Source organism: Labrys miyagiensis (assembly GCF_030160835.1).
GTDB lineage: Bacteria > Pseudomonadota > Alphaproteobacteria > Rhizobiales > Labraceae > Labrys > Labrys miyagiensis.
In genome coordinates, this window is the sequence record NZ_BSPC01000096.1 from 138,295 (window position 1) to 164,551 (window position 26,257).

Genomic DNA, 26,257 nt, shown 5'->3' on the forward strand with positions numbered 1-26,257 from the left:
AGCGTGGCGGCGAAACGTTGAGTTTGCCAGGGGTGAAAACCATCCCGGCGGGAGAATGTGAGTGACGGCGCCTTTCCGCCTGATGCGGCAATATGAACTCGTCGACAAGGTCCGGGCCTATAATCCGGCCGTGAACGAGGATCTCCTGAACGCCGCCTATGTCTATGCCATGCAGAAACATGGCGCGCAGTTCCGCGCCTCCGGCGATCCCTATTTCTCCCATCCCCTCCAGGTCGCCTCGCTCCTCACCGACCTCAAGCTTGACGATGCCACCATCGCGGCCGCGCTTCTGCACGACACCATCGAGGACACGGACGCCACCCGCGGCGAGATCGAGCGGCGTTTCGGCAAGGAGATCGCCGCCCTTGTCGACGGCCTGACCAAGATCAAGAAGCTGGATCTCGTCTCCAAGGAGGCCAAGCAGGCCGAGAACCTGCGCAAGCTCCTGCTGGCCATCGTGGAGGACGTGCGCGTCCTTCTCGTCAAGCTCGCCGATCGCCTGCACAATATGCGCACGCTCAATTTCATGAAGGCGGAGAAGCGCGCCCGCATCGCCCAGGAGACGCTCGACATCTATGCGCCGCTTGCCGGTCGCATGGGTATGCAGGACATGCGCGAGGAGTTGGAGGATCTGTCCTTCCACGAACTGCAGCCCGCGCATTACGAGACCATCGTTCGCCGCCTTGAGGGGCTGAAGCGCCGCAACGGCGCGCTGATCGCCGAGATCGAGAACGATCTGCGTGAGCAACTACGCGAACGGGGGATCGAGGCCACCGTCAAGGGCCGCGAGAAGCGACCCTATTCGATCTTCAAGAAGACCGAGCAGAAGCAGGTCGCCTTCGAGCAGCTTTCCGACATCTTCGCCTTCCGCGTGCTGGTTGGCACGGTGGAGGATTGCTATCGCGCGCTCGGCATCGTCCACACCAAATGGCCGCTCGTGCCGGGGCGTTTCAAGGACTACATCTCGACGCCCAAGCAGAATGACTATCGCTCGCTGCACACAACGGTGATCGGGCCCGGCCAGCAGCGCGTGGAACTGCAGATCCGCACCGATGACATGCACCGCATCGCCGAATTCGGCATCGCCGCCCATGCGCTCTACAAGGAGAACAAGGCAGGCGACACGCAGCGCCTCGAAGGCGAGAGCCGCGCCTTCGCCTGGCTGCGCCGCACCATGGCCATGCTGGCGGAAGGCGACAATCCCGAGGAGTTCCTGGAGCATACAAAGCTCGAGCTCTTCCAGGACCAGGTCTTCTGCTTCACGCCCAAAGGCAAGCTGATCACCCTGCCCCGCGGCGCCAATGCCATCGACTTCGCCTATGCCGTGCACACCGATGTCGGCAATACGGCGGTGGGCTGCCGCGTCAACGGCCGCACGGCGCCGCTGGTGTCCGAGCTCTACAACGGCGACGAAGTCGCCATCATCACCGCCAAGGAGCAGACGCCGCCCGCTGCCTGGGAGACGCTGGTCGTCACCGGCCGCGCCCGCGCCGCCATCCGCAAGGCGACGCGCAGCGCCGTGCGCGCCCAATATGCGGGGCTGGGGCAGCGCATCATCGAGCGTGCCTTCGAGCGCCTCGACAAGACCTATTCGCCGGATGCCCTGCAGGGCGCTTTGAAGCGGCTCGCCCGCAAGAGCGTCGAGGACGTGCTGACAGCGGTCGGCCGCGGCGAGATGCGTTCGCAGGACGTGGTGCGGGCCGTCTTTCCGGATTTCAAGGTCGAGCAATCGAGCCACGCGGCCGCTGGCCTCGACGAGACCTGGTTCGGCCTGCAAGGCGGCCAGAACCTGCGCTTCAAGCTGCCGAGCGGGGGCGATCCCGCCTCGGCTGCCATTCCCGTGCGTGGCCTGATGGGCGATCTGCCGGTGCGCTTCTCGGACGGCGGCGCCGTGCCGGGGGACCGCATCGTCGCAATCCTCACCCCGGGCGAGGCGATCACCATCTATCCCATCCAGTCGCCGGCGTTGGCCAATTTCGAGGATCGTCCCGAACTCTGGCTCGATGTGCGCTGGGATCTCGAAGCGACGCGGGCCGAGCGCTACCCGGCGAGGATCCAGGTCGTCTCGATCAATGAGCCGGGCACCCTGGCGCAGATCGCCCAGGTCATCGCCGAGACGGACGGCAATATCGACAACCTCGCCATGCAGCGCCGCTCCTTCGATATGACCGAGATGATCATCGATCTGGAGGTCTACGACCTCAAGCATCTGCTCGCCATCATCGACGGCCTGCGCGCTCGCAAGGTGGTGAGCGAGGTCACGCGCATCGTGTGAGCGCGGCATCGTCATTCCGGGCGAACATGGTGAGACCCCGGAATCCATGAACACAGCCTTCGAAGAACTGTGTTCATGGATTCCGGCGTTCCCACTCCCAAGCCCAAGCTTGGGAGGATAGGCCACAGCCGAAATGACGGTGGCGCCCTTGTTAACCCGAATTCAAAGCCTGGCCGAGCCTGCGAACCCTCCCGTGTGAAGGGAGTGCTCCCATTGTGGCGCCGCAGGCTGCACTTCCGAAATTTTGATACCGACGGCTGGATCGGCCATTGATCTGCGCTGCCGGTCGGCGTAGCCCCTACAGCCGGAAAATCGCAAGGAGCCGATGATGACGCAGGATGATGTGCTGGCCGAGTTCAAGGATGCGGGCGCCCTGCTCGAAGGGCATTTCATCCTTTCCTCCGGGCTGCATTCGCCGGTGTTCTTGCAGAAGATGTTCATCTTCATGGATCCGGTGCGCACCGAGCGCCTGTGCAAGGCCCTGGCCGCCAAGATCACCGAACGCTTCGGCAAGATCGACATGGTGGTCTCGCCCGCGGTCGGCGGCATTGTGCCGGGCTACGAGACGGCGCGTGCCCTTGGCGCCAAGGCGGTGTTCGTCGAGCGTGAGAACGGCCAGTTCCAGCTGCGACGCGGCTTCCAGATTCCGGCTGGCGCCCGTGTCGTCATGGTCGAGGATATCGTCACCACGGGCCTGTCCTCGCGCGAATGCCTGGCGGCGATCGCCGAGCACCCGGGCGAGGTGGTGGGCGCCGCCTGCCTGATCGACCGTTCCGGTGGCAAGGCCGATCTCGGCAAGCCACTGGTGGCGCTTGCGACCCTCGACATTCCCGCCTTCCCAGCGGACCAGCTGCCGCCAGAGCTTGCCAAGCTTCCCGTGGTCAAGCCCGGCAGCCGCGCGCTTTCCAGTTGAGAGACACCCATGTCCGGTAACACGCGTTCCAACCAGATCCGCCTCGGCCTCAATGTCGACCATGTCGCCACCGTGCGCAATGCGCGCGGCGGCAAATGGCCGGACCCCGTACGGGCGGCCCAGCTTGCCATCGAGGCGGGCGCCGACGGTATCACCGCGCATCTGCGTGAGGACCGGCGGCATATCCGCGACGCGGATATCCATCGCATCCGGGCAGAGGTGCCGGCGCCGCTCAATTTCGAAATGGCGGTTACGCCGGATATGCTGGAGATCGCCCTCAAGGTGAAGCCTCATGCGGTCTGCCTGGTCCCCGAGAAACGCGAGGAGCGCACCACCGAGGGCGGCCTCGACGTGCGCGGCGGCGAGGCGAACCTGCGTAATGCCATCCCCCGCTTCAAGGATGCCGGCATCCGCGTGTCGCTCTTCGTCGAGCCGGACAGGGCCGTGCTGGAGGCTTGCGCGGCGCTCGGCGCCGACATCGTGGAATTGCACACCGGCACCTGGTGCGAAGCGGTGACGGGGGGGCAGGGCGGTCACGCCGCAGCCGAGTTCGAGCGCCTGAAGCTTGGCGCGGGCATCGCTGCCGGCCTCGGCCTGGAAGTGCATGCCGGCCACGGGCTCGATTTCGAAACCTCCGAGACGCTGGCCGCCGTGCCGCAATTCGCCGAATTCAACACCGGCCATTTCCTCATCGGCGAGGCGATCTTCGTGGGGCTTGCCGAGAGCATCCGCACGGTGAAATCAGCCATGGCGGCGGGCCGGAGCCGGGCCGTATGATCATCGGCATCGGCAACGATCTCTGCGACATCAAGCGGATCGAAACGGCGCTGGAGCGTTTCGGCCGCCGTTTCGAGGAGCGCTGCTTTACCCAGATCGAGCGGGCCAAGGCGGCCGGCCGGGCCGACAAGGCCGGTACGCTGGCCAAGCGCTTCGCCGCCAAGGAGGCCTGCTCCAAGGCTCTGGGCAGCGGCGTCAATGGCATGCACGGCATCCACTGGCACGACATGGAGGTCGGCAATGATGGCGCCGGGCGTCCGACATTGACCCTTACCGGCGCGGCACGGACGCTGCTCGATACCCTCGTTCCGGCGGGGCACGAGGCCGTCATTCACCTGACTTTGAGCGACGAGCACCCGCTTGCGCAGGCTTTTGTGCTCATAGAAGCCCGTCCGCGAGGGTGAACGCCCCATTGCTGCCATAGAAACCGGGTCTGTCGTTGCGCCCGGAGTCGCCAAAGGTTATAGCAGCCGCGACAGGGTTGTTCCGAAAGACAGCCTCCAAAGATGGAAGATCGATGAGCGTGGCCAGCGAACCAAACAAGACGCCCAACTCCAGTGGCGCCGTGACGAAGACTAAAGACGGTGGCATCGTCGAACTCATCAAGATCATTGTTCATGCTCTGATCATCGCACTTGTGGTGCGTACGGCCCTGTTCCAACCCTTCAATATTCCTTCAGGCTCGTTGATCCCCACGCTGCTTGTGGGTGACTATGTGATGGTGTCGAAATACAGCTATGGCTGGTCGCGTTACTCGGTACCCCTGATCTCGGACATTCTGCCGGCGGGCCGCATCTGGTCCGGCGACGGGCCGCAGCGCGGGGACGTCGCCGTCTTCAAGCTGCCCAGCGACAATTCGACCGACTATATCAAGCGCGTAATCGGCCTGCCGGGCGACCATATCCAGATGAAGGAAGGCCGGCTCTACATCAACAGCACCATAGTGCCGCGTGAGGCAGCCAAGCCCTTCCAGATGAAGGATTCCTTCGGCCGCGATGTCGACGTGCCAACTTACCTCGAAACGCTGCCCAATGGCGTGAAGCATCGCATCATCGAAGTCAGCGGCGATACGGGCTATTACGACAACACGGAAGAATTCGTGGTGCCGGCAGGCCATTACTTCATGATGGGCGACAACCGCGACAATTCCGACGATTCCCGCGACATGACCAACAGCGGCGTCGGCTATGTGCCGCTCGACAATTTCGTCGGCAAGGCCCAGGTCATCTTCTTCTCGGTCGGCGATGGTCCGGAAGACAAGAGCGCCTCCGTGCTCGCCTTCTGGCAGTGGCCCTGGACCGTCCGCGGCAGCCGCCTGTTCTCGCTCATCCACTAAGATCAATCTTATCCCGTACCTCGGACTGAGGAGCCCGATGTGCAGCTGTCGGAGTGGTGGGATATCGGGATTCGTCCGTGAAGAAATTTCTCATGGCAATTCTTGTCCTGGCCGCTGTGGTCGCTGCGGCCCAGCCTCGTGCGTTTTCGATTCCCTCCGGTTCCAATATCCCGACGCTCCTCGTGGGGGACGTGATCATGGCGGGACGTTTTAGCTATGGCGTATCAGCGGGCTCGCTGGGCTTCCCAGCAGGCCTGTTTAAAGGACGCCTGTTGGCCAGCGATCCGCAACAGGGCGACATCGCATTCTTTCTGTTCCCTCACGATCCCAGCGTGATCTATGTCAAGCGGGTGATCGGCATGCCCGGCGATCGCGTGCAGATGAAGGAAGGCCGCCTCTATCTCAACGGCACGATGGTGCCACGCCAGGAGGACGGCACCTATGCGCTAAAGGATATGTTCGGCCGGAAACAGGATGTGCCGAAATATATCGAGACCCTACCCAACGGCGTGAAATACGACATCATCGAGATCCAGGGCGACGTCGGCTTCTACGACAATACGCAAGAATTCCTCGTGCCGCCCGGCCAGTATTTCACCATGGGCGATAATCGCGACAATTCTGAAGATTCCCGTGATATGACAGCCTCGGGTGTCGGCTTCGTGCCGGCCGACAATTTCATCGCAAAGGCCTGGGCCGTGCTCTATTCGACCAGTAGCGAACCAGGACGGACGTTCAAGCCGATCCAATGAGCGTGAAGAAGAAGCCGCCGCTTGAGAGCCTGGAAACCGCCATCGGCCATGTCTTTGCCGATCGCGGCCTGCTGGAGCGGGCGCTGACCCATATCAGTTTTCTCGAGGGACCGGGACGCCTCCTCAGCTATCAGCGGCTGGAGTTTCTGGGGGACCGCGTGCTTGGCCTGGCGGTGGCGGACATGCTCTTCCGCGCCTTCCCGGATGATGAGGAGGGGGCGATGTCGCGCCGCCTGTCAGATCTCGTGCGCAAGGAAACCTGCGCCGCCGTGGCTGCTGACTGGGGCGTCGGCCCGCATGTGAAGCTCGGCATGGGCGAGGCCCAGTCGGGCGGGCGCAAGCGCCTGACCACGCTCGGCGATGTCTGCGAGGCCCTGATCGGCGCCGTCTTCCTCGATGCCGGCTATGAGAGCGCGCGCGCCATGGTCGAGCGGGCCTGGCAGGAGCGCCTGCATGCCCCGATCCGCCCGCCGAGCGATGCCAAGACTGCGTTGCAGGAATGGGCGCAGGCAAGAGCGCTGAAGGCGCCGACCTACCGGCTGGTTTCGCGTTCCGGTCCGGATCACAATCCGCGCTTCGTCATCGCCGTCGATGTGGAGACGCAGGTTCCGGCCGAAGGCGAGGGCAAGTCGAAGCGCCTGGCCGAGCAGGCCGCCGCCACCGCCTTCATGGCGCGCGAGGGCATCGGCTTCGAGGGGAAGGGCTCCTGAATTCCCCGCGCGAGCGCGCAAATCGCTGCTATAGTGAGAAAAATGCCGTTCCCGCATTCGATCGGGACGGCTCATGGAAAATTCAATGAACGAAATTTCTGAGACCCGGTGCGGCTTCGTCGCACTGATCGGCGCCCCCAATGCCGGCAAGTCGACGCTGATGAATGCCATCGTTGGCGCCAAGCTCTCCATCGTCACACACAAGGTGCAGACCACGCGCGCCATCGTGCGCGGCATCGCCTTGAGCGGGACGACACAGCTGATCTTCGTCGACACGCCCGGCATCTTCCAGCCCAGGCGCCGGCTCGACCGCGCCATGGTCACCACCGCCTGGGGCGGGGCTGCCGATGCCGACGCGATCTGCCTGCTGGTCGACGCCCAGCGCGGCCTCGACGAGGGAAACGAGGCCATCCTCGCAAAACTCGCCGACACCAGGCAGACCAAGATCCTCATCCTCAACAAGATCGACGCGGTGAAGCGCGAGACGCTGCTGGACCTTGCGGCCCGCATCGACGCCAAGCAGAAATTCGATGCTACCTTCATGATCTCGGCGCTGACCGGCAACGGCGTTGAGGATCTCCTCAACCATCTTGCCGGCATCATGCCCATAGGCCCCTGGCTTTATCCGGAGGACCAGATCTCCGACGCACCGCTGCGCTCGCTCGCCGCCGAGATCACCCGCGAGAAGCTCTTCCTGCGCCTGCATGACGAACTGCCCTATGAATCAACGGTCGAGACCACCGACTGGAAGTCGATGAGCGACGGCTCGGCCCGCATCGAGCAGACCATCTATGTCACGCGCGAGGGCCAGAAGAAGATCGTCATCGGCAAGGGCGGCGAGACGATCAAGGCGATCTCGATGGCAGCCCGCAAGGAGATCTCCGCCATGGCGGAGGCGCCGGTGCATCTCTTCCTGTTCGTCAAGGTGCGCGAGAACTGGTCGGATGATCCCGAGCGCTATCGCGAGATGGGCCTGGAATTCCCGGTCGAGAAGCGGTGAAAGCCGCATTGATCTCAAATGGAATGGACCGATAGCGGCTATATTCTCGGCGTCAGGCGCCACGGGGAATCCAGCGTGATTCTCGAGGCGATGACGCGGGATCACGGCCGCCATCTCGGACTGGTGAGGGGCGGGCGCTCGCGCATGCTGCAACCTGTGCTGCAGCCCGGCAACGCGGTGCAACTGGTCTGGCGGGCACGGATCGACGGGCATCTCGGCAATTACGCCGTCGAGGGGCTCACATTGCATGCGGCGGACTTTCTCTCCTCGCGCCTGGCACTGTTCGCCATGAGCCATGTCGCAGCCTTGGTGCGGCTGCTGCCCGAGCGCGATCCCCATCCCGGCTTGCACGAGGCGCTCGGCCAGGTCATCGAGGTCTTGTCCGATGCCAACCTGGCACCCGCCTTGATCGCGCGCTTCGAACTCGAAATCCTCTCCGAGCTTGGCTTCGGGCTCGATCTCAGTATCTGCGCCGCCACTGGCCGGCAGGACGATCTCATCTATGTCTCGCCCAAATCCGGGCGCGCCGTGAGCCGGGAGGCCGGCGCGCCCTGGCATGACAAGCTGCTGCCCCTGCCCGCCTTCCTGCGTGGGGAGGAGGGTATTCCCGATGCCGCCGACATCGCCGATGCCCTCAGGCTTACCCACCATTTCCTCGAACGCGATGTCTTCGCGCCTCGGGGTCTCGTTATGCCCGAGGGGCGGCGCGTGCTGGTTGAAGCCTTGTCGGCGCAGATGGAAAAGGGTTAAGAAATCCTTATTCCGCCCAGATCGTGGGTTACCAGCGGTCAAACGATCATCCAGAGGATGGACCCCGTGACTGTTCCTGTCGTGCGCCTTCTGGCGATATCCCTGGCTCTGGCTACCGCGCTTCCGGCTGCGCCGGCCCTGGCCGGCTGGCGCGATGGCCCCTATTACGCCGACGATGGCTGGGGCGGCGACTACTACCCGCCGGCTCGGGCCTATCGCCCCGGTCCCGCCTACCGCAACGAGTATCAGCCCGATTACGGCTATGACCAGCGCCCCTGGGCCGGCCGCCGTCAGGCCTATGCCCCCTATTACGACGAGCCTGATTATTACGGTCCCGGTGACAGAGGGCCGGCCGTGCGGCCGCGGGTGATCCGCCCGCCGCGCAATGTCGTCGTGGTGCCCGGTCAGCCGCGCCGTCTGGCGCCGATGAAGCCGAGGACGGTGGTGGCCGTGCCGCCGGCCGTCAAGCCCGCGCCCGTACAGGAGGCGACGGCACTCCCCGTGCCGCGGCCGAATCTGGAGATCATGGATTTCGATGCGGCGGCGGCTGTACCAGCGCCGACGGCACCAGCGCCGGCTGGCAAATAGCATTCCTGGGATCGCAGGCATCCTTGCCTGCCCGTCGCTCAAGGGCATAGGGCTTCCATCGGTGTGCCGGTCTTCAGACCGGCATGCCCTCACCCTAGTCTAGGTGGAAGATGCCGGTCTGAAGACCGGCACACCAAGCAATGCCCCTTCCTCCCAACGCGCCGTTTCCAAGAGCAGGCAAGGATGCCTGCGATCCCGGGCGGCTTCAGGCCGGGACTTTCGTCCTCGCCACATAGAGCGCCAGCGCGGCGGCATTGGAGACGTTCAGGCTCTTGATCGCGCCCGGCATGTCCAGCCGAGCCAGGGCATCGCATAGCGAGCGCGTGCGCTGCCTGAGACCCTTGCCCTCGGCGCCGAGCACCAGGGCCAGGGGGCCGCGGAAATCGGTGCCCTCCAGCGTAGCCGGGCCTTCGGAATCGAGGCCGATTCGGGTCACGCCGCTCTCGCCCATCTCGTCCAGCGTATCGCCGAGATTTTTCACCGAGACCACAGGCACGTGTTCGAGCCCGCCGGAGGCCGATTTCGCCAGCACGCCGGTGGCGGCCGGCGAATGGCGTTCGGTGGTGATGATCGCCGCCACTTTGAAAGCCGATGCCGAGCGGATGATGGCGCCGACATTGTGCGGATCGGTAATCTGGTCGAGCACCAGCACGATATCGTTGGGGCCGAGATCGCCGAAGGCGGGGGCGGGCAGGGGCGCGGTTTCGAGATAGAGCCCCTGATGGATCGAATCGGGCGTCAGCAGGCGGTCGATCTCCGAGGGACGCACGATCTCGGGCTTGATTCGGGTCGGCACCTTCTCGTCGGCCAGCCGCTTCACGGCGTTCTCGGTGGCGAGCAGGCGCTTGAGCTTGCGGGCGGGATTCTGCAGGGCCTCGCGCACGGGATGCCAGCCATAGATCACCACCGTGTCCAGCGTTGCCTGCTCCGCATAGCCCCGATGATGGCCGCGATGGCCCCTGCGATCCCTGTCGTTCATCTCTCTCTCCGTACCGAGGAGAGCCCATTGCACGGCTGGCGCTGCAAAAAAAGCCCCGTCATGCACGAAGTGCAGAAAGTCACCGGCAAACTTCGCCTTTTGGGTTGACAGGTCTGTTTCCCCTCACCATAACGGCGCCCTCAAACGAAGCGGTCGCGCCACTCGATCGCTGCGGTTTCGCAACGGCCTTACAGCGTTGCGGAAGGACGTGCTGGAAGGGTGCCCGAGTGGTTAAAGGGGACGGACTGTAAATCCGTTGGCTCAGCCTACGTTGGTTCGAATCCAACCCCTTCCACCAACGTCCACTGTATCTGTTTGGAGTGCGGGTGTAGCTCAATGGTAGAGCAGCAGCCTTCCAAGCTGAATACGAGGGTTCGATTCCCTCCACCCGCTCCAGCCCTTTCCGGTCCGATTTCGAGCAGGGGACACGATTTGGCGCCATTCTTTTCTTGCGCGCCGCTCCAAAAACCCCTATCGACCCGCCCGATATTTCGCACCGGCGAAATACCCAATCCTCCAATGCTGGAAACGGGGCTATGGCCAAAGAGAAATTTGAACGCAACAAGCCGCACTGCAACATCGGCACGATTGGTCACGTTGACCATGGCAAGACGTCGCTGACGGCAGCGATCACGAAGGTGCTAGCCGAGACGGGCGGTGCGACGTTCACGGCGTATGACCAGATCGACAAGGCTCCGGAAGAGAAGGCGCGCGGCATCACGATCTCGACGGCGCATGTCGAGTACGAGACGAAGAACCGCCATTATGCGCATGTCGACTGCCCCGGCCACGCCGACTATGTGAAGAACATGATCACGGGTGCGGCGCAGATGGACGGCGCGATCCTGGTGGTGTCGGCGGCCGACGGCCCGATGCCGCAGACGCGCGAGCACATCCTTCTGGCCCGCCAGGTCGGCGTTCCCGCGCTGGTGGTGTTCCTGAACAAGGTCGACATGGTCGACGATCCGGAGCTTCTGGAGCTGGTCGAGCTCGAGGTTCGCGAGCTTTTGTCGAAGTATGAGTTCCCGGGCGACGACATTCCGATCACCAAGGGCTCGGCGCTGATGGCGCTGGAGAACAAGTCGCCGGAGATCGGCCATGACGCCATCCTGGCGCTGATGAAGACGGTTGACGACTACATCCCGCAGCCCGAGCGCCCGATCGACCAGCCCTTCCTGATGCCGGTCGAGGACGTGTTCTCGATCTCGGGCCGCGGCACGGTGGTCACCGGCCGCGTCGAGCGCGGCATCGTCAAGGTTGGCGAGGAAGTCGAGATCGTCGGCATCCGCGCCACGCAGAAGACGACGGTGACGGGCGTTGAGATGTTCCGCAAGCTGCTGGACCAGGGCCAGGCTGGCGACAACATCGGCGCGCTGCTGCGCGGCACCAAGCGCGAGGACGTGGAGCGCGGCCAGGTGCTGTGCAAGCCCGGCTCGGTGAAGCCGCACACCAAGTTCAAGGCCGAAGCCTACATCCTGACCAAGGAAGAGGGTGGCCGTCACACGCCGTTCTTCGGCAACTACCGTCCGCAGTTCTACTTCCGCACCACGGACGTGACGGGCATCGTGACGCTGCCGGAAGGCACGGAAATGGTGATGCCGGGCGACAACATCGCCATGACGGTGAGCCTGATCGTGCCGATCGCCATGGAAGAGAAGCTGCGCTTCGCCATCCGTGAAGGCGGCCGCACCGTCGGCGCCGGCGTCGTCGCCGCCATCATCGAGTAAGAGCTCAACGCATCTTTCCGGCGCGCCGTGTTTGGCGGCGCGCCACTTATTTTCGGAGTCAGGGCATGAACGGCCAGAACATCCGCATCCGTCTCAAGGCGTTCGATCATCGTATCCTCGATGCGTCGACCCGCGAGATCGTTTCGACGGCCAAGCGCACTGGCGCCGCCGTTCGCGGACCGATTCCGCTTCCTACGCGGATCGAAAAATACACGGTGAACCGCTCGCCGCACGTCGACAAGAAATCGCGTGAGCAGTTCGAGATGCGCACCCATAAGCGCCTGCTCGATATCGTAGACCCCACCCCGCAGACCGTGGACGCGCTCATGAAGCTCGACCTCGCTGCCGGCGTGGACGTCGAGATCAAGCTCTGATCAGGCTCCTCTAGTGTTAGGAACGAACGCCATGCGTTCTGGTGTCATTGCACAGAAGATCGGCATGAGCCGCGTTTACAACGACGCTGGCGAGCATGTCCCGGTCACGGTTCTCAGGCTCGACGACTGTCAGGTCGTCGCCCACAGGACCAACGATAAGAATGGTTATACCGCGCTTCAGCTCGGTGCCGGCCTCGCCAAGGTCAAGAACACGACCAACGCGCAGCGCGGTCACTTTGCCGTCGCCAACGTAGAACCCAAGCGCAAGATCGTCGAATTCCGCGTGCCGGAAGCCGAGATGATCCCGGTTGGCGCCACGATCACCGCGGACCACTTCGTCCCCGGCCAGTTCGTGGATGTCACGGGCACGTCGGTCGGCAAGGGCTTTGCCGGTTCGATGAAGCGCTGGAACTTCGCCGGCCACCGCGCCAGCCACGGCAACTCGATCACGCATCGTGCCCATGGTTCGACCGGTCAGCGCCAGGACCCGGGCAAGACGTTCGCCGGCAAGAAGATGGCCGGTCACATGGGCGACGAGCGCGTCACCACCTTGAATCTCAAGGTTGTGCGCACCGACGTCGAGCGCGGCCTGATCCTGGTCGAGGGTGCCGTTCCCGGCGCCAAGGGCGGCTGGATCCTGGTGCGTGACGCCGTGAAGAAGCAGTTGCCGGAAGCGGCGCCGAAGCCCGGCGCGTTCCGCTTGCCTGAAGCTGCTCAAGCAGCCGCTGGCGAGTGAGGAGGAGCCGATGAAACTCTCAATTACCACTCTCGAAGGCTCTGACGCCGGCTCGGTTACGCTGTCGGACGAGATCTTCGGTCTCGAGCCCCGTACGGATATCCTGCAGCGCGTCGTGCGCTGGCAGCTGGCCAAGCGCCAGGCCGGCACCCATAAGACGCTGGGTCGTTCGGAGATCAACCGCACGAAGAAGAAGCTGTACAAGCAGAAGGGCACCGGTGGCGCTCGTCACGGTGCAGCCTCGGCTCCGCAGTTCCGTGGCGGCGGCCGCGCTTTCGGTCCGGTGGTGCGCTCCCATGCGCATGACCTGCCCAAGAAGGTGCGTGCGCTCGGTCTGAAGCATGCGCTTTCGTCCAAGGCGAAGACGCAGCAGCTCATCATCGTCGACAAGGCGGCGGTCGAGCAGGTCAAGACCAAAGCGCTGAAGGAAGCCTTCAGCAAGCGGGGCCTGGCCAACGTGCTCATCATCGATGGCGCAGAGGTCGATCAGAACTTCGCACTGGCCGCCCGCAACATCCCGAATGTGGATGTGCTGCCGGTGCAGGGCATCAACGTTTACGACATCCTTCGCCGTGACAGCCTCGTGCTGACCAAGGCGGCTGTCGATGCGCTGGAGGCGCGCTTCAAATGAGCACCGATGTCAGGCATTACGACGTGATCGTGTCGCCGGTGATCACCGAGAAGGCGACCGCTCACTCCGAGCACAACCAGGTGGTTTTCAAGGTCGCTCCCGATGCGACCAAGCCGCAGATCAAGGCGGCCGTTGAAAAGCTGTTCAATGTCAAGGTGACGGGTGTCAACACGCTCGTTCGCAAGGGCAAGACCAAGCGTTTCAAGGGCATTTTGGGCACCCAGAGCGACGTCAAGCGCGCGATCGTGACTTTGGCCGAAGGCCACACGATCGACGTGACGACGGGCCTCTGAGGCGCGGACCGGAAAGGGAGAGAGACCAATGGCTCTCAGGAAATTCAAGCCGGTTACGCCGGGCCTTCGCCAGCTTGTGCTGGTCGACCGCTCCGCCTTGTACAAGGGCGCTCCGGTCAAGACCTTGACCGAAGGCCTGAACAAGTCGGGCGGCCGCAACAACACCGGCCGCATCACCTCGTTCCGCAAGTCGGGTGGCCACAAGCGCGCCTACCGCATCGTCGACTTCAAGCGCCGCAAGCTCGATGTCGAGGGTACGGTCGAGCGGATCGAGTATGATCCGAACCGCACCGCTTTCATCGCGCTCATCTCCTATACGGACGGTGAGCAGGCCTATATCCTTGCCCCGCAGCGTCTGGCTGTCGGCGACAAGGTGGTCGCCTCGGCTTCGGCCGACGTGAAGCCGGGCAATGCCATGCCGATGTCGGCGATGCCGGTTGGCACCATCGTCCACAATGTCGAGCTCAAGCTCGGCCGTGGCGGTGCCATCGCCCGCTCCGCCGGCAGCTATGCCCAGATCGCAGGCCGCGATGGCGCTTACGTCATCCTGCGCCTGAACTCGGGCGAGCAGCGCCTGATCCTGTCGAGCTGCTTCGCCACCGTCGGCGCGGTCTCGAACCAGGACCATATGAACATCTCGCTCGGCAAGGCGGGTCGTTCGCGCTGGCTCGGCATCAAGCCGTCGGTCCGCGGTGTTGCCATGAACCCGATCGACCATCCCCATGGTGGCGGCGAAGGCCGTACCTCGGGTGGCCGTCACCCTGTCACGCCCTGGGGCAAGCCGACCAAGGGCAAGAAGACGCGTTCGAACAAGGCGACGAACAAGTTCATCGTCTCGTCCCGTCACGCTAAGAAGAAGTAAGGAGACCACACGTGTCCCGCTCAGTCTGGAAAGGCCCGTTTGTTGACGGGTACCTCCTGAAAAAGGCGGATGCCGCGCGCGGCTCCGGCCGCAGCGAGGTCATCAAGACCTGGAGCCGCCGCTCCACCATCCTGCCGCACTTCATCGGCGTGACCTTTGGCGTCTATAACGGCCAGAAGCACGTTCCGGTGCAGGTGAACGAAGACATGGTCGGTATGAAGCTCGGTGAATTTGCCCCGACGCGTACCTTCTATGGTCACGCGGCGGACAAGAAGGCGAAGAGGAAGTAAGCGATGGGCAAGCCGAAGTCCGAACGGGCCCTGCCTGACAACGAGGCGAAGGCGGTTGCGCGCATGCTGCGCGTCTCGCCGCAGAAGCTCAACCTCGTCGCGTCCATGATCCGCGGCAAGAAGGTCGACTCGGCTCTCGCCGACCTGACCTTCTCGCGCAAGCGTATCGCGACCGATGTGAAGAAGACGCTGCAGAGCGCCATTGCCAATGCCGAGAACAATCACGGCCTGGACGTGGACGATCTGATCGTCTCCGAGGCATTTGTCGGCAAGGCCTTCGTCATCAAGCGTTTCCATGCCCGCGCCCGCGGCCGGGCAGGGCGTATCGAAAAGCCCTTCTCGAACCTGACGGTCGTGGTCCGCCAGGTCGAAGCCAAGGCGTAAGGAGCAAACGATGGGACAGAAAGTCAATCCGATCGGCCTGCGTCTGGGTATCAACCGGACCTGGGATTCCCGCTGGTTCGCCGCCAAGGGCGAATATGGCAAGCTGCTGCACGAGGATATTGCGATCCGCCAGGCGCTGATGAAGCTCCTGAAGCAGGCCGCCGTCTCGCGCATCGTCATCGAGCGTCCGCACAAGAAGTGCCGCGTCACCATCTACTCGGCTCGTCCGGGTATCGTGATCGGCAAGAAGGGCGCCGATATCGACAAGCTGAAGAAGGCCGTGTCGAAGCTCACCGCCTCTGAAGTGCACATCAACATCGTTGAAGTGCGCAAGCCGGAAGTTGACGCGACCCTGGTCGCCGACTCGATCGCTCAGCAGCTCGAGCGTCGCGTGGCTTTCCGCCGCGCCATGAAGCGTGCCGTTCAGTCGGCCATGCGCCTGGGCGCCGAGGGCATTCGTATCAATTGCTCGGGCCGTCTGGGTGGCGCCGAAATCGCACGTCTGGAATGGTATCGCGAAGGCCGCGTGCCGCTTCACACGCTGCGCGCCGATGTCGACTACGGCACGGCGACGGCCTTCACCACCTTCGGCACGTGCGGCATCAAGGTCTGGATCTTCAAGGGTGAAATCCTCGAGCACGATCCGATGGCCCAGGACAAGCGCATGGCGGAGCCGGAGACCGGTCGCTCGTCGTCGCGCCCCCGTCACGAAGCTGCCTGAGCGGCTTACGGGGATCTGAGAGAAGAAAACCATGTTGCAACCCAAGCGCACCAAATTCCGTAAGCAGTTCAAGGGCCGCATCCACGGTGTGGCCTCTTCGGGCGCTCTCCTGAACTTCGGCCAGTTCGGCCTGAAGGCTCTGGAGCCCGAACGTATCACCGCGCGTCAGATCGAAGCCGCTCGTCGTGCGATCACCCGTGAAATGAAGCGCCAGGGCCGCGTGTGGATCCGCATGTTCCCGGACGTGCCGGTTTCGGCGAAGCCCGCCGAAGTGCGCATGGGTAAGGGCAAGGGCGCGCCCGACCATTGGGTCGCGCGCGTCAAGCCTGGCCGCATCATGTTCGAGCTGGACGGCGTGAGCGAGGAAATCGCCCGCTCTGCCCTGACGCTCGGCGCGGCCAAGCTGCCCATCAAGACCCGTTTCATCCAGCGCATTGCTGAGTGAGGAAGACACCCATGAAGATCGAAGATATCAAGGTGCTGTCCGACGACCAGCTTGCCGATGAACTCGCCAAGCAGAAGAAGTCGCAGTTCAACATGCGCTTCCAGAAGGCCACCGGCCAGTTGAGCAACACGGCGGAAGTGCGCATTGTTCGTCGCACCATTGCCAAGATCAAGACGGTTCAGAGCCAGAAGGCCGCGACCAAAGCCAAGGCTTGAGGAGATAGTCCATGCCCAAGCGCGTCCTGCAAGGCGTCGTCGTCTCTGACAAGAACGACAAGACGATTGTGGTGAAGGTGGAGCGCCGCTTCACCCATCCGCTGCTGAAGAAGACGGTGCGCCGCACCAAGAACTACCATGCCCATGACGAGGCCAACGGCCACAAGGTGGGTGATATCGTGTGGATCGAGGAAGGTCGCCCGATGTCCAAGCTGAAGCGCTGGGTCGTCGTCGACCAGGCTGCTGAAGCTGCCGAGGCCTGATCGGTTCAGGCCCGCAAGAGGGAAGGCCGGAGCGCCTTTGCCAGTCGCGCTGAAAATAAAGCCGGCGGAAGCCGGCTTTCTGCTTGTGATTGGGCTTGGGAATCGCTAGAAGGCACGCTTTCCCGGAGCGTCGGCGAAAGGGGCGGAGTGATCCGCCGCCTTGGCCGCGCTTTGGTGCTTGTAAAATGATTTGCCGGTCGCAAGGCAGGCGAAGTGGGTTCAAAGCCGAGCAGGCAGCGAACTTCACGGCGGTTGGGTGAAAATCCTGCTGCTAAACCCGAGGTTGGGCCGGGTCCGCCGCGTGCGGATACCAGCCTGCGAAGAATAAGAGGGTACGTCATGATTCAGATGCAATCGAATCTCGACGTCGCGGACAATTCTGGCGCGCGACGCGTGATGTGCATCAAGGTTTTGGGCGGCTCGAAGCGGAAATATGCTTCCGTCGGCGACATTATTGTCGTTTCGATCAAGGAGGCTATTCCGCGCGGGCGCGTCAAGAAGGGCGATGTGATGAAGGCCGTGGTCGTTCGTACGGCCAAGGCGATCAGCCGCCCCGATGGTTCGGTGATCCGCTTCGACCGCAACGCGGCCGTCCTGATCAACAACCAGAAGGAGCCGATCGGCTCCCGCATCTTCGGACCGGTTCCGCGCGAGTTGCGCGCCAAGAACCACATGAAGATCATCTCTCTGGCGCCGGAGGTATTGTAACATGGCCGCCAAGATCAAGAAGGGCGACAAGGTTGTCGTCATGACCGGCAGCTCCAAGGGCCGTGTCGGTGAAGTGATCCGGGTTTTCCCGGAAGAGAACCGGGCTCTGGTTCGTGGCGTGAACATGGTTCGCCGCCACCAGCGCCAGACGGCGAGCCAGGAGGGCGGCGTGATTTCCAAGGAAGCGCCGATCAACCTGTCGAATGTCGCTATTGCCGATCCCAAGGATGGCAAGCCGACCCGCGTCGGTTTCAAGGTTCTCGAAGGCGGCAAGAAGGTTCGCGTCGCCAAGCGTTCGGGAGAGCAGATCGATGGCTAAGACCCCTGTGGCCAAGGCCGAGCAGACCGAAGCGTATTCGCCCCGTCTGAAGGCCTATTACAACGACGTGGTTCGCCCGCAGCTCATCGAGCAGTTTGGCTACAAGAACCCGATGGAAGTTCCGACGATCTCCAAGATCGTGTTGAACATGGGTGTTGGCGAAGCTACCGCCGACACCAAGAAGGTGGCGATCGCCGCTGCCGACCTCGCTTTGATCGCGGGCCAGAAGCCGATCGTGACCCGTTCACGCAAGGCCATTGCGCAGTTCAAGGTGCGTGAGAACATGCCGATCGGCGCGAAGGTCACCCTCCGCAAGATCCGCATGTATGAGTTCTTCGACCGTCTGGTGACGATCGCGCTGCCGCGCGTTCGCGACTTCCGGGGCCTCAACCCGAACAGCTTCGATGGCCGTGGCAACTTCGCCATGGGCTTCAAGGAGCACATCGTGTTCCCGGAAATCAACTACGACAAGGTCGACCAGGTCTGGGGTATGGACATCATCGTCTGCACCACAGCCAAGACCGACGACGAAGCGCGTGCGCTTCTGAAACTGATGAACTTCCCCTTCCGGCAGTGAGGCGGTTATCCGCCCTCAAACGCGGAACGTTGGAGACCTAAATGGCCAAGAAAAGTTCGATTGAAAAGAACAAGCACCGCGAGAAGCTTGCCAAGCAGTTTGCTGGCCGGCGCGCCCGCTTGAAAGCCATCGCCAACAACGAAACGTTGTCGATGGAAGAGCGCTTCACCGCTCGTCTGAAGCTCTCGGAACTGCCGCGCAACTCCGCCAAGGAGCGCGTGCGCAACCGTTGTGAAGTGACCGGCCGTCCGCGCGCCGTTTACCGCAAGCTGAAGATGTCGCGTATCGCATTGCGCGAACTCGGTTCCAAGGGGCTGGTTCCCGGCCTCGTGAAATCGAGCTGGTGAGGAGATATCGTCATGGCGATCAATGATCCAGTCGGCGATATGCTGACCCGTATCCGCAATTCGCAGATGCGCCGCAAGACCAGCGTTACGACGCCTGGTTCCGGCCAGCGTGCGCGGGTTCTCGATGTGTTGCAGGCGGAAGGCTATATCCGCGGCTACACCGTAACCGATCACGGCAATGGCCGTAGCGAGTTCGAAATCGAGCTGAAGTACTATGATGGCGCACCGGTGATCCGTGAGATCGCTCGCGTCTCGAAGCCTGGCCGTCGCGTTTACGCGTCCGTCAAGAATATTCCCCGCGTCGCCAATGGACTTGGCGTGTCGATCGTTTCGACCCCGCGTGGCGTCATGGCCGATCATCAGGCCCGTGAAGCCAACGTCGGCGGCGAAGTGATCTGCACCGTCTTCTGAGCCGAAGGAGAAACACAATGTCTCGTATCGGTAAGAAGCCGGTTCCCGTTCCTGCTGGCGTCACCGCCAGCCTGGACGGCCAGACCGTCAAGGCCAAGGGCCCGAAGGGCGAATTGTTCTTCACGGTTCCTGACCTCATTTCGGTTGAGCACAAGGACGGCGCCATCAAGGTCGACCCGAAAGACGAAACCAAGCTCGCACGCTCCCAGTGGGGTATGTCGCGCACCATGGTTTCGAACATCTTCGTCGGCGTGACCCAGGGCTTCGAAAAGAAGCTCGAAATCAACGGCGTCGGCTACAAGGCCGCTGTCGCTGGCAAGGTCGTCAAGCTCTCGCTCGGCTATTCGCACGATGTCGATTATCCGATCCCGGAAGGCATCACCGTCGTCACCCCGAAGCCGACGGAAGTCGTGATTTCGGGCATCGACAAGCAGAAGGTCGGCCAGGTCGCGGCTGAGATCCGCGAATATCGTGGCCCCGAACCCTACAAGGGCAAGGGCGTCAAGTACGCTGGCGAATTCATCTTCCGCAAGGAAGGCAAGAAGAAGTAACGGAGCCTATCAATGGCAAATGCAAGGCAAGCTCTTGAGCGCCGCAAGGCGCGTGTCCGCCGCAGTCTTCGCGCGGTGGCAAACGGACGGCCGCGCCTCTCGGTTTTCCGCTCTTCCAAGCATATCTACGCTCAGGTCATCGACGATGCGAACGGCCAGACCCTGGTCGCCGCTTCGTCGATCGAAAAGGACCTGCGCGGCAGCTTGAAGACGGGTGCCGACATCGAGGCCGCGAAGGTAATCGGCAAGCTCCTGGGTGAGCGCGCCGTTGCCAAGGGCGTCAAGGACGTCTTTTTCGATCGTGGAGGCTACATCTTCCACGGGCGCGTCAAAGCGCTCGCCGATGCTGCCCGCGAAAGCGGCCTCAACTTCTAAGGAACGGATTCTATGGCTCGTGAACGTGAACGTGACCGTCAGCGCGAAGAGCGCGACAGCGAGTTCGTGGACCGCCTTGTCCACATCAACCGCGTCGCCAAGGTGGTGAAGGGCGGCAAGCGCTTCGGCTTTGCTGCACTCGTCGTCGTCGGTGATCAGAAGGGTCGTGTCGGCTTCGGCCACGGCAAGGCCCGCGAAGTGCCGGAAGCCATCCGCAAGGCGACCGACCAGGCCAAGCGTGGCCTGGTGCGGGTTTCCCTGCGCGAAGGCCGCACCCTGCATCATGACGTCAATGGCCGTCATGGCGCCGGCAAGGTCGTGCTCCGCGCGGCTCCGGCCGGTACCGGCATCATCGCCGGCGGCCCGATGCGCGCCGTGTTCGAATCGCTCGGCATGCATGACGTCGTCGCCAAGTCGCTGGGTTCCTCGAACCCTTACAATTTGGTGCGCGCCACTTTCGACGCCTTGAAGCATGAGGACAGCCCGCGCTCCGTCGCGGCTCGCCGCAGCCTCAAGGTATCCCAGATCCAGGGCCGGCGTCAGGGTATCGACGCTGAGTCGACCGACTGATCGGGAAGGGAACAGCGATGGCTAAAACCAAGACCGTGACGGTCGAGCAGATCGGCAGCCCGATCCGCCGTACCGGGGACCAGCGCGCGACTCTCGTCGGCCTGGGCCTCAACAAGATCCGCCGCCAGAGCACGCTGGAAGATACGCCGGCCGTGCGGGGCATGATTGCCAAGCTCGGCCACCTCGTCCGCGTGGTCGGGGCCGAGTAGGAGACGCGACGATGAAACTCAACGATCTTCGCGACAATGAAGGCGCGACCAAGAGCCGTATCCGCGTTGGACGCGGTATCGGCTCGGGCAAGGGCAAGACCGGCGGCCGTGGCGTCAAGGGTCAGAAGGCCCGTACCGGCGTCGCCGTGAAGGGCTTCGAAGGCGGTCAGATGCCTCTGCATCGCCGTCTGCCCAAGCGCGGCTTCCACAACATCTTCGCGCTGCACTACGCCGAAGTGAACGTGGACCGCATCCAGACAGCGATCGACGCAGGCAAGCTCGATGCCGAGGCCGTGGTGAACGCCGAGGCCCTCGTCAAGGCCGGCGTGATCCGCCGCGTTCTCGACGGCGTCAAGCTGCTCGGCTCGGGTGAGCTCAAGGCCAAGGTTGCCTTCGAAGTCGCTGGCGCCACCAAGGGCGCCCTGGCTGCTGTCGAAAAGGCCGGCGGTTCGGTAAAAGTCCTGACCGCCTCTGCAAAGGCTGAGGCCTGACATTATATAGTAGCGGCCCGCCTGTTCTGGCGGGCCGCACCTTTATTGGCGCGCTTTCGACACGGCGGAGCACGATATGGCATCGGCGGCGGAGCAGCTTGCTGCGAGCATCAATTGGAGTTCGTTCTCCAAGGCTGACGAACTTAAGAAGCGCATTTGGTTTACGCTGGGCGCGCTGCTCATCTACCGGTTGGGCACCTATATTCCCTTGCCTGGCATCAATCCCGAGGCCTATGCGAGCGCCTTCAACGGCCAGGCCGGCGGTATTCTCGGTCTTTTCAACATGTTCTCGGGCGGTGCGGTGTCGCGTATGGCGATCTTCGCGCTCGCGATCATGCCCTATATCTCCGCCTCGATCATCATTCAGCTTTTGACGACGGTGGTGCCCCAGCTCGAAGCTCTCAAGAAGGAGGGCGAGCAGGGCCGCAAGGTCATGAACCAGTATACCCGCTATCTCACGGTGGTGCTGGCGACGGCGCAGGCCTGGGGTATCGCGGTGGGCCTCGAAGGCGGCCAGGGCATCGTCACCGATCCCGGCCTGTTCTTCAAGCTCTCGACCACCGTCACGCTGGTCGGCGGCACGATGTTCCTGCTGTGGCTGGGCGAGCAGATCACCTCGCGCGGCATCGGCAATGGTACGTCGCTGATCATCCAGGCCGGCATCGTCGCCGAGTTCCCGACCCACCTGGCCCAGATGTTCGATCTGGCCCGCACGGGCGGCATGTCGCCGATCACGCTGTTCATGGCGCTGATCGTCGCGGTGGCCGTGGTGCTGGCGATCGTGTTCTTCGAGCGTGCCCAGCGGCGCCTGCTGATCCAGTATCCCAAGCGCCAGGTCGGCAACCGGCTCTATGAGGGCCAGTCCTCGCATCTGCCGCTGAAGCTGAACACGTCGGGCGTCATTCCGCCGATCTTCGCTTCCTCGCTGCTGCTGCTGCCGACCACGGCTGCCACCTTCGTGGCCGCGGGCAACCCGAATTCCTGGCTCGCCAACGTCGCCATCTACCTGAACCACGGCAAGCCGCTGTTCATGGTGCTCTATGCGATCCTGATCGTGTTCTTCTGCTTCTTCTACACGGCCATCGTGTTCAATCCGACCGAGACGGCTGATAATCTGAAGAAGCATGGCGGCTTCATCCCGGGCATCCGTCCGGGCGAGAACACCGCCAAGTTCATCGACTATGTGCTGACGCGTATCACGGTGGTCGGTGCAGTCTATATCGCCCTGGTGTGCATGGTGCCGGAGATCCAGAACTACCTGGTGCCCTCGGTTCCGTTCGTCCTGGGCGGCACCTCGCTGCTCATCACGGTGAGCGTGGCAATGGACACGCTGGCCCAGATCCATGGACATCTGCTCGCTCATCAATATGAGGGGCTGGTGCGCAAGACCAAGCTGAAAGGGCGTCGCGGATGAAGCTCATTCTCCTGGGTCCGCCGGGGGCGGGCAAGGGTACCCAGGCCGTGCGATTGGTTGAGAAGCATGGCATTCCTCAACTGTCGACGGGCGACATGCTGCGGGCGGCCGTTAATGCCGGCACGCCGGTTGGGGTGAAGGCCAAGGCGGTGATGGCTGCTGGCAATCTGGTGTCCGACGACATCGTCGTCGGCATCGTCGCTGATCGCATCGAGGAACCGGATGCGCATAATGGCTTCATCCTGGATGGTTTCCCGCGCACGGTCGCGCAGGCGGAAGCTCTCGACAGGATGCTGGCCCAGAAGGGCATGCATCTCGACGCCGTGATCGAGTTCCAGGTCGACGAATCCATCCTGCTGTCGCGTATCGAAAAGCGGGTGGCCGAGACCATCGCTGCCGGGGGTACGCCGCGTAAGGACGACAATGCCGAAGCTCTCAAGGCCCGCCTCGAGAGCTATCGCAACGAGACGGCGCCCCTTTCGGACTATTATCGCAAATGCGGGGATCTCTACACCGTGGATGCGATGAAATCGATCGAGGAAGTTACCGCCGAGATCGATGATATCTTGGAGCCACCTGAATTGGGGGCGGCTTCCAGCGCATAACGGCCATTCGGCCGATTATGCATGAACTTTGTCTTTACGAGTTGACGTCTTCGCAGAGAATCTCTACAAGGCGCCACTCACGTCAAAGACGCGCGGGCCGATCGCTCATTCGAGCGAACGGCTCGTTTTTGCGCTGCCGGTTCGCCGGACATGATTGGACTGATCTTCGGCCCTTCGCCGGATCAAAGATTTGGAGACCGGAAATTGGCCCGCATCGCTGGTGTCAACATTCCCACCGCCAAGCGCGTCGAAATCGCGCTGCAATATATCCATGGCATTGGCGCGGCCAAAGCCAAGGAAATCGTTGCCAAGGTCGGCATCGCGCCTGAGCGCCGTGTCCACCAGCTGTCGGATCAGGAAGTTTTGCAGATTCGCGAGACGATCGATCGCGACTACATCGTCGAGGGTGATCTTCGCCGTGACGTTGCCATGAACATCAAGCGTTTGATGGATCTTGGTTGCTATCGTGGCCTGCGTCATCGTCGCAGCCTGCCTGTCCGCGGACAGCGCACGCATACCAATGCCCGCACCCGCAAGGGCAAGGCAAAGCCGATCGCCGGCAAGAAGAAGTAATTCGTTTTCTCTTTTTGTCCCGAGCGCCTGGTACAACGGGCGCGCTTGAAGGATTTATACATGGCCAAGGAAGCCGCAGGTCGCGTTCGCCGTCGCGAGCGCAAGAATATCGTTTCTGGCGTTGCACACGTCAATTCGAGCTTCAACAACACGATGATCACCATCACCGACGCCCAGGGCAATACGATTGCCTGGTCCTCGTCGGGCACGATGGGTTTCAAGGGTTCGCGCAAGTCGACCCCCTACGCCGCGCAGATGGCTGCCGAGGATGCTGGCCGCAAGGCGAGCGAGCACGGCATGCGTACGTTGGAAGTTGAAGTCTCCGGTCCGGGTTCCGGTCGTGAATCGGCCCTGCGCGCTTTGCAGGCGTCGGGCTTCACGATTACGTCGATCCGCGACGTGACGCCAATTCCACACAATGGTTGCCGCCCGCGCAAGCGTCGTCGCGTCTAATTTCGCGATTTGAAATGGCCCGGCCGCTGTTCGAGCGTGTCGGGCTTGTTGGCAGCACCGAGACCGATTGAAGGGTGTCGTCGTGATTCAGAAGAACTGGCAGGAACTTATCAAGCCGCAAAAGCTCGAAGTGACTCCGGGAGACGATCCGAAGAGCCAGGCAACTGCCGTTGCCGAGCCGCTGGAGCGTGGCTTCGGCGTGACCTTGGGCAATGCGTTGCGCCGCGTTCTGCTGTCGTCCTTGCAGGGCGCAGCGGTGACGTCCGTACATATCGACGGCGTGTTGCACGAGTTCTCGTCCATCCCCGGCGTGCGTGAGGACGTGACCGATATCGTCCTCAACATCAAGGAAGTCGCCGTCAAGATGTCGGCGGAAGGCCCCAAGCGCATCGTGCTGAAGAAGCAGGGTCCTGGCCAGGTCTTCGCCGGCGACATCCAGACGGTCGGTGACATCCAGATCCTCAACCCCGAGCACGTGCTTTGCACGCTGGACGAGGGTGCCGAGATCCGCATGGAATTCACCGTCAACACCGGCAAGGGCTATGTTGCGGCTGACCGCAACCGTCCGGAAGATGCGCCGATCGGCCTGATCCCGGTCGACAGCCTCTATTCGCCGGTGAAGAAGGTCGCTTTCAAGGTCGAGAACACCCGTGAGGGCCAGATCCTCGACTATGACAAGCTGACGCTGACGATCGAGACCAATGGCTCGATCACCCCGGACGACGCGCTGGCTTTCGCCGCTCGCATCATCCAGGACCAGCTGGAAGTCTTCGTCAACTTCGAAGAGCCCAAGAAGGAATCCGAGGCCCCGGCCATTCCGGAGCTGGCCTTCAACCCGGCGCTCCTCAAGAAGGTGGACGAGCTGGAACTGTCGGTCCGTTCGGCAAACTGCCTGAAGAACGACAACATCGTCTATATCGGCGACCTCATCCAGAAGACGGAAGCGGAGATGCTCCGCACGCCGAATTTCGGCCGCAAGTCCTTGAACGAGATCAAGGAAGTGCTGGCGCAGATGGGGCTCCACCTCGGCATGGAAGTGCCGGGCTGGCCGCCGGAAAACATCGAAGAGCTCGCCAAGCGCTTCGAGGAACATTATTGATCCGGCGCATCGCGCTGCCAAAGCACAAGGAACAGGGCAATGCGTCACGGCAAGGCTCATCGCAAATTCAACCGGACCGCCGAGCACCGCAAGGCGATGTTCGAGAACATGGCGGCTTCGCTCATCAAGCATGAGCAGATCGTCACCACGCTCCCTAAGGCGAAGGATCTTCGCCCGATCGTCGAAAAGCTTGTCACCCTCGGCAAGCGCGGCGACCTGCACGCCCGCCGTCAGGCTCTCGCTGCGCTTCAGGACGAGGTGATCGTGAAGAAGCTCTTCGACGTGCTGGCGAGCCGCTACAAGACGCGCCAGGGTGGCTACACCCGCGTGCTCAAGGCCGGCTTCCGCCATGGCGATTCGGCGCCTGTCGCCGTGATCGAGTTCGTCGATCGCGACGTCTCGGCCAAGGGCCAGGATTCGGGCCCGGTGCAGGAGCAGGCCGAAGCCGCCTGATCGGTTTCGCTACAGGTACGATTTTCGAAAAGGGCGGTGCGCGAGCGCCGCCCTTTTTTACTGGGAGCGCGGACTTCCAGT

39 protein-coding genes and 2 tRNA genes are annotated in these 26,257 nt (G+C 62.8%); 40 read left to right on the top strand and 1 reads right to left on the bottom strand.

The window, feature by feature from the left end; all coding sequences use genetic code 11:
- The first annotated feature begins 82 nt into the window (after positions 1-82).
- The 10 genes from QQL24_RS35835 to QQL24_RS35880 all read left to right on the top strand — a co-directional run bounded on the left by QQL24_RS35835 (position 83) and on the right by QQL24_RS35880 (position 9,101).
- Positions 83-2,275 (top strand): RelA/SpoT family protein, encoded by a 2,193-nt coding sequence (locus QQL24_RS35835; RefSeq protein ID WP_284317170.1) that lies wholly within the window; start codon positions 83-85, stop codon positions 2,273-2,275.
- 328 nt (positions 2,276-2,603) lie between these two features.
- Entirely contained in the window at positions 2,604-3,188 is a 585-nt protein-coding gene (pyrE, locus tag QQL24_RS35840) for an orotate phosphoribosyltransferase (RefSeq protein WP_284317110.1), read from the top strand.
- Positions 3,189-3,197: 9 nt separating this feature from the next.
- Positions 3,198-3,965: a pyridoxine 5'-phosphate synthase gene (locus QQL24_RS35845; protein WP_284317111.1), complete on the top strand. Its 768-nt coding sequence runs from the start codon at positions 3,198-3,200 to the stop codon at positions 3,963-3,965.
- Positions 3,962-4,369, top strand: coding sequence for a holo-ACP synthase (acpS, locus tag QQL24_RS35850; protein ID WP_284317112.1), 408 nt, complete (start codon positions 3,962-3,964; stop codon positions 4,367-4,369). Before QQL24_RS35845 ends, acpS begins: the two co-directional genes overlap by 4 nt.
- A 113-nt stretch (positions 4,370-4,482) precedes the next feature.
- The gene (lepB, locus tag QQL24_RS35855) at positions 4,483-5,301 is read left to right on the top strand and encodes a signal peptidase I (protein WP_284317113.1); all 819 of its coding nucleotides are present in this window, start codon (positions 4,483-4,485) and stop codon (positions 5,299-5,301) included.
- A gap of 92 nt (positions 5,302-5,393) precedes the next feature.
- Positions 5,394-6,053: a signal peptidase I gene (lepB, locus tag QQL24_RS35860; protein ID WP_284317115.1), complete on the top strand. Its 660-nt coding sequence runs from the start codon at positions 5,394-5,396 to the stop codon at positions 6,051-6,053.
- Positions 6,050-6,763 carry a ribonuclease III gene (gene rnc / locus QQL24_RS35865; RefSeq protein WP_284317116.1) on the top strand — a complete coding sequence of 238 codons (714 nt, stop codon included), beginning with the start codon at positions 6,050-6,052 and terminating at the stop codon, positions 6,761-6,763. Before lepB (QQL24_RS35860) ends, rnc begins: the two co-directional genes overlap by 4 nt.
- Before the next feature lie 85 nt (positions 6,764-6,848).
- Complete coding sequence (era, locus tag QQL24_RS35870) at positions 6,849-7,763, top strand: GTPase Era (RefSeq protein WP_284317117.1); 915 nt, start codon at positions 6,849-6,851, stop codon at positions 7,761-7,763.
- 18 nt (positions 7,764-7,781) lie between these two features.
- Positions 7,782-8,513: a DNA repair protein RecO gene (recO, locus tag QQL24_RS35875; protein WP_284317118.1), complete on the top strand. Its 732-nt coding sequence runs from the start codon at positions 7,782-7,784 to the stop codon at positions 8,511-8,513.
- A 66-nt stretch (positions 8,514-8,579) separates the two neighbouring features.
- Positions 8,580-9,101, top strand: coding sequence for a hypothetical protein (locus QQL24_RS35880; RefSeq protein ID WP_284317119.1), 522 nt, complete (start codon positions 8,580-8,582; stop codon positions 9,099-9,101).
- A gap of 205 nt (positions 9,102-9,306) precedes the next feature.
- On the opposite strand, the gene QQL24_RS35885 is transcribed toward QQL24_RS35880, so the two are convergent.
- Positions 9,307-10,080: a TrmH family RNA methyltransferase gene (locus tag QQL24_RS35885; protein ID WP_284317120.1), complete on the bottom strand. Its 774-nt coding sequence runs from the start codon at positions 10,078-10,080 to the stop codon at positions 9,307-9,309.
- Between the two features lie 213 nt (positions 10,081-10,293).
- On the opposite strand from QQL24_RS35885, the gene QQL24_RS35890 reads away from it, so the two are divergent.
- The 30 genes from QQL24_RS35890 (at position 10,294) to rplQ (ending at position 26,176) form a co-directional block, all read left to right on the top strand.
- A tRNA-Tyr gene (locus QQL24_RS35890) sits at positions 10,294-10,378 on the top strand.
- 24 nt (positions 10,379-10,402) lie between these two features.
- A tRNA-Gly gene (locus tag QQL24_RS35895) sits at positions 10,403-10,476 on the top strand.
- Between the two features lie 140 nt (positions 10,477-10,616).
- Entirely contained in the window at positions 10,617-11,807 is a 1,191-nt protein-coding gene (gene tuf, locus QQL24_RS35900) for an elongation factor Tu (RefSeq protein ID WP_284317121.1), read from the top strand.
- 65 nt (positions 11,808-11,872) lie between these two features.
- Positions 11,873-12,181 (top strand): 30S ribosomal protein S10, encoded by a 309-nt coding sequence (gene rpsJ, locus QQL24_RS35905; RefSeq protein WP_284317122.1) that lies wholly within the window; start codon positions 11,873-11,875, stop codon positions 12,179-12,181.
- A gap of 31 nt (positions 12,182-12,212) precedes the next feature.
- The gene (gene rplC, locus QQL24_RS35910; RefSeq protein ID WP_284317123.1) at positions 12,213-12,917 is read left to right on the top strand and encodes a 50S ribosomal protein L3; all 705 of its coding nucleotides are present in this window, start codon (positions 12,213-12,215) and stop codon (positions 12,915-12,917) included.
- Positions 12,918-12,927: 10 nt separating this feature from the next.
- Positions 12,928-13,548 (top strand): 50S ribosomal protein L4, encoded by a 621-nt coding sequence (rplD, locus tag QQL24_RS35915; RefSeq protein WP_284317124.1) that lies wholly within the window; start codon positions 12,928-12,930, stop codon positions 13,546-13,548.
- Positions 13,545-13,841, top strand: a complete 297-nt coding sequence (locus tag QQL24_RS35920; protein WP_284317125.1) for a 50S ribosomal protein L23 — start codon at positions 13,545-13,547, stop codon at positions 13,839-13,841. Before rplD ends, QQL24_RS35920 begins: the two co-directional genes overlap by 4 nt.
- Before the next feature lie 28 nt (positions 13,842-13,869).
- Positions 13,870-14,703: a 50S ribosomal protein L2 gene (gene rplB, locus QQL24_RS35925; RefSeq protein WP_284317126.1), complete on the top strand. Its 834-nt coding sequence runs from the start codon at positions 13,870-13,872 to the stop codon at positions 14,701-14,703.
- An 11-nt stretch (positions 14,704-14,714) separates the two neighbouring features.
- Positions 14,715-14,993, top strand: a complete 279-nt coding sequence (gene rpsS / locus QQL24_RS35930; RefSeq protein ID WP_284317127.1) for a 30S ribosomal protein S19 — start codon at positions 14,715-14,717, stop codon at positions 14,991-14,993.
- Positions 14,994-14,996: 3 nt separating this feature from the next.
- Complete coding sequence (rplV, locus tag QQL24_RS35935) at positions 14,997-15,377, top strand: 50S ribosomal protein L22 (protein ID WP_284317128.1); 381 nt, start codon at positions 14,997-14,999, stop codon at positions 15,375-15,377.
- Positions 15,378-15,387: 10 nt separating this feature from the next.
- Positions 15,388-16,098, top strand: coding sequence for a 30S ribosomal protein S3 (gene rpsC / locus QQL24_RS35940; RefSeq protein WP_284317129.1), 711 nt, complete (start codon positions 15,388-15,390; stop codon positions 16,096-16,098).
- Between the two features lie 31 nt (positions 16,099-16,129).
- Positions 16,130-16,543, top strand: coding sequence for a 50S ribosomal protein L16 (gene rplP, locus QQL24_RS35945; protein ID WP_284317130.1), 414 nt, complete (start codon positions 16,130-16,132; stop codon positions 16,541-16,543).
- Positions 16,544-16,554: 11 nt separating this feature from the next.
- Positions 16,555-16,758, top strand: a complete 204-nt coding sequence (gene rpmC, locus QQL24_RS35950; protein ID WP_284317131.1) for a 50S ribosomal protein L29 — start codon at positions 16,555-16,557, stop codon at positions 16,756-16,758.
- An 11-nt stretch (positions 16,759-16,769) separates the two neighbouring features.
- Entirely contained in the window at positions 16,770-17,021 is a 252-nt protein-coding gene (gene rpsQ, locus QQL24_RS35955; RefSeq protein ID WP_284317132.1) for a 30S ribosomal protein S17, read from the top strand.
- A 339-nt stretch (positions 17,022-17,360) separates the two neighbouring features.
- Positions 17,361-17,729 carry a 50S ribosomal protein L14 gene (gene rplN, locus QQL24_RS35960; RefSeq protein ID WP_284317133.1) on the top strand — a complete coding sequence of 123 codons (369 nt, stop codon included), beginning with the start codon at positions 17,361-17,363 and terminating at the stop codon, positions 17,727-17,729.
- Position 17,730: 1 nt separating this feature from the next.
- Entirely contained in the window at positions 17,731-18,048 is a 318-nt protein-coding gene (rplX, locus tag QQL24_RS35965) for a 50S ribosomal protein L24 (RefSeq protein WP_284317134.1), read from the top strand.
- Positions 18,041-18,625, top strand: coding sequence for a 50S ribosomal protein L5 (gene rplE, locus QQL24_RS35970; protein ID WP_284317135.1), 585 nt, complete (start codon positions 18,041-18,043; stop codon positions 18,623-18,625). Before rplX ends, rplE begins: the two co-directional genes overlap by 8 nt.
- Positions 18,626-18,666: 41 nt before the next feature.
- Positions 18,667-18,972 (top strand): 30S ribosomal protein S14, encoded by a 306-nt coding sequence (gene rpsN, locus QQL24_RS35975; RefSeq protein WP_284317136.1) that lies wholly within the window; start codon positions 18,667-18,669, stop codon positions 18,970-18,972.
- A 12-nt stretch (positions 18,973-18,984) separates the two neighbouring features.
- The gene (gene rpsH / locus QQL24_RS35980; protein WP_284317137.1) at positions 18,985-19,383 is read left to right on the top strand and encodes a 30S ribosomal protein S8; all 399 of its coding nucleotides are present in this window, start codon (positions 18,985-18,987) and stop codon (positions 19,381-19,383) included.
- Between the two features lie 17 nt (positions 19,384-19,400).
- Positions 19,401-19,934, top strand: coding sequence for a 50S ribosomal protein L6 (rplF, locus tag QQL24_RS35985; RefSeq protein WP_284317138.1), 534 nt, complete (start codon positions 19,401-19,403; stop codon positions 19,932-19,934).
- A gap of 12 nt (positions 19,935-19,946) precedes the next feature.
- The gene (gene rplR, locus QQL24_RS35990; protein WP_284317139.1) at positions 19,947-20,309 is read left to right on the top strand and encodes a 50S ribosomal protein L18; all 363 of its coding nucleotides are present in this window, start codon (positions 19,947-19,949) and stop codon (positions 20,307-20,309) included.
- A 12-nt stretch (positions 20,310-20,321) separates the two neighbouring features.
- Positions 20,322-20,879 carry a 30S ribosomal protein S5 gene (gene rpsE / locus QQL24_RS35995; protein ID WP_284317140.1) on the top strand — a complete coding sequence of 186 codons (558 nt, stop codon included), beginning with the start codon at positions 20,322-20,324 and terminating at the stop codon, positions 20,877-20,879.
- A 17-nt stretch (positions 20,880-20,896) separates the two neighbouring features.
- Positions 20,897-21,088, top strand: a complete 192-nt coding sequence (gene rpmD / locus QQL24_RS36000) for a 50S ribosomal protein L30 (RefSeq protein WP_284317141.1) — start codon at positions 20,897-20,899, stop codon at positions 21,086-21,088.
- An 11-nt stretch (positions 21,089-21,099) separates the two neighbouring features.
- Entirely contained in the window at positions 21,100-21,579 is a 480-nt protein-coding gene (gene rplO, locus QQL24_RS36005) for a 50S ribosomal protein L15 (RefSeq protein ID WP_284317142.1), read from the top strand.
- 76 nt (positions 21,580-21,655) lie between these two features.
- Complete coding sequence (secY, locus tag QQL24_RS36010; protein WP_284317143.1) at positions 21,656-22,993, top strand: preprotein translocase subunit SecY; 1,338 nt, start codon at positions 21,656-21,658, stop codon at positions 22,991-22,993.
- Entirely contained in the window at positions 22,990-23,598 is a 609-nt protein-coding gene (locus QQL24_RS36015) for an adenylate kinase (RefSeq protein WP_284317144.1), read from the top strand. The genes secY and QQL24_RS36015 overlap by 4 nt, the downstream gene beginning before the upstream one ends.
- A gap of 204 nt (positions 23,599-23,802) precedes the next feature.
- Complete coding sequence (gene rpsM / locus QQL24_RS36020; protein WP_284317145.1) at positions 23,803-24,171, top strand: 30S ribosomal protein S13; 369 nt, start codon at positions 23,803-23,805, stop codon at positions 24,169-24,171.
- 60 nt (positions 24,172-24,231) lie between these two features.
- Positions 24,232-24,624 carry a 30S ribosomal protein S11 gene (gene rpsK, locus QQL24_RS36025; RefSeq protein ID WP_068292125.1) on the top strand — a complete coding sequence of 131 codons (393 nt, stop codon included), beginning with the start codon at positions 24,232-24,234 and terminating at the stop codon, positions 24,622-24,624.
- A 67-nt stretch (positions 24,625-24,691) separates the two neighbouring features.
- Positions 24,692-25,723 carry a DNA-directed RNA polymerase subunit alpha gene (locus QQL24_RS36030; RefSeq protein WP_284317146.1) on the top strand — a complete coding sequence of 344 codons (1,032 nt, stop codon included), beginning with the start codon at positions 24,692-24,694 and terminating at the stop codon, positions 25,721-25,723.
- A 39-nt stretch (positions 25,724-25,762) separates the two neighbouring features.
- Entirely contained in the window at positions 25,763-26,176 is a 414-nt protein-coding gene (gene rplQ, locus QQL24_RS36035; protein WP_284317147.1) for a 50S ribosomal protein L17, read from the top strand.
- Positions 26,177-26,257 lie beyond the last annotated feature (81 nt).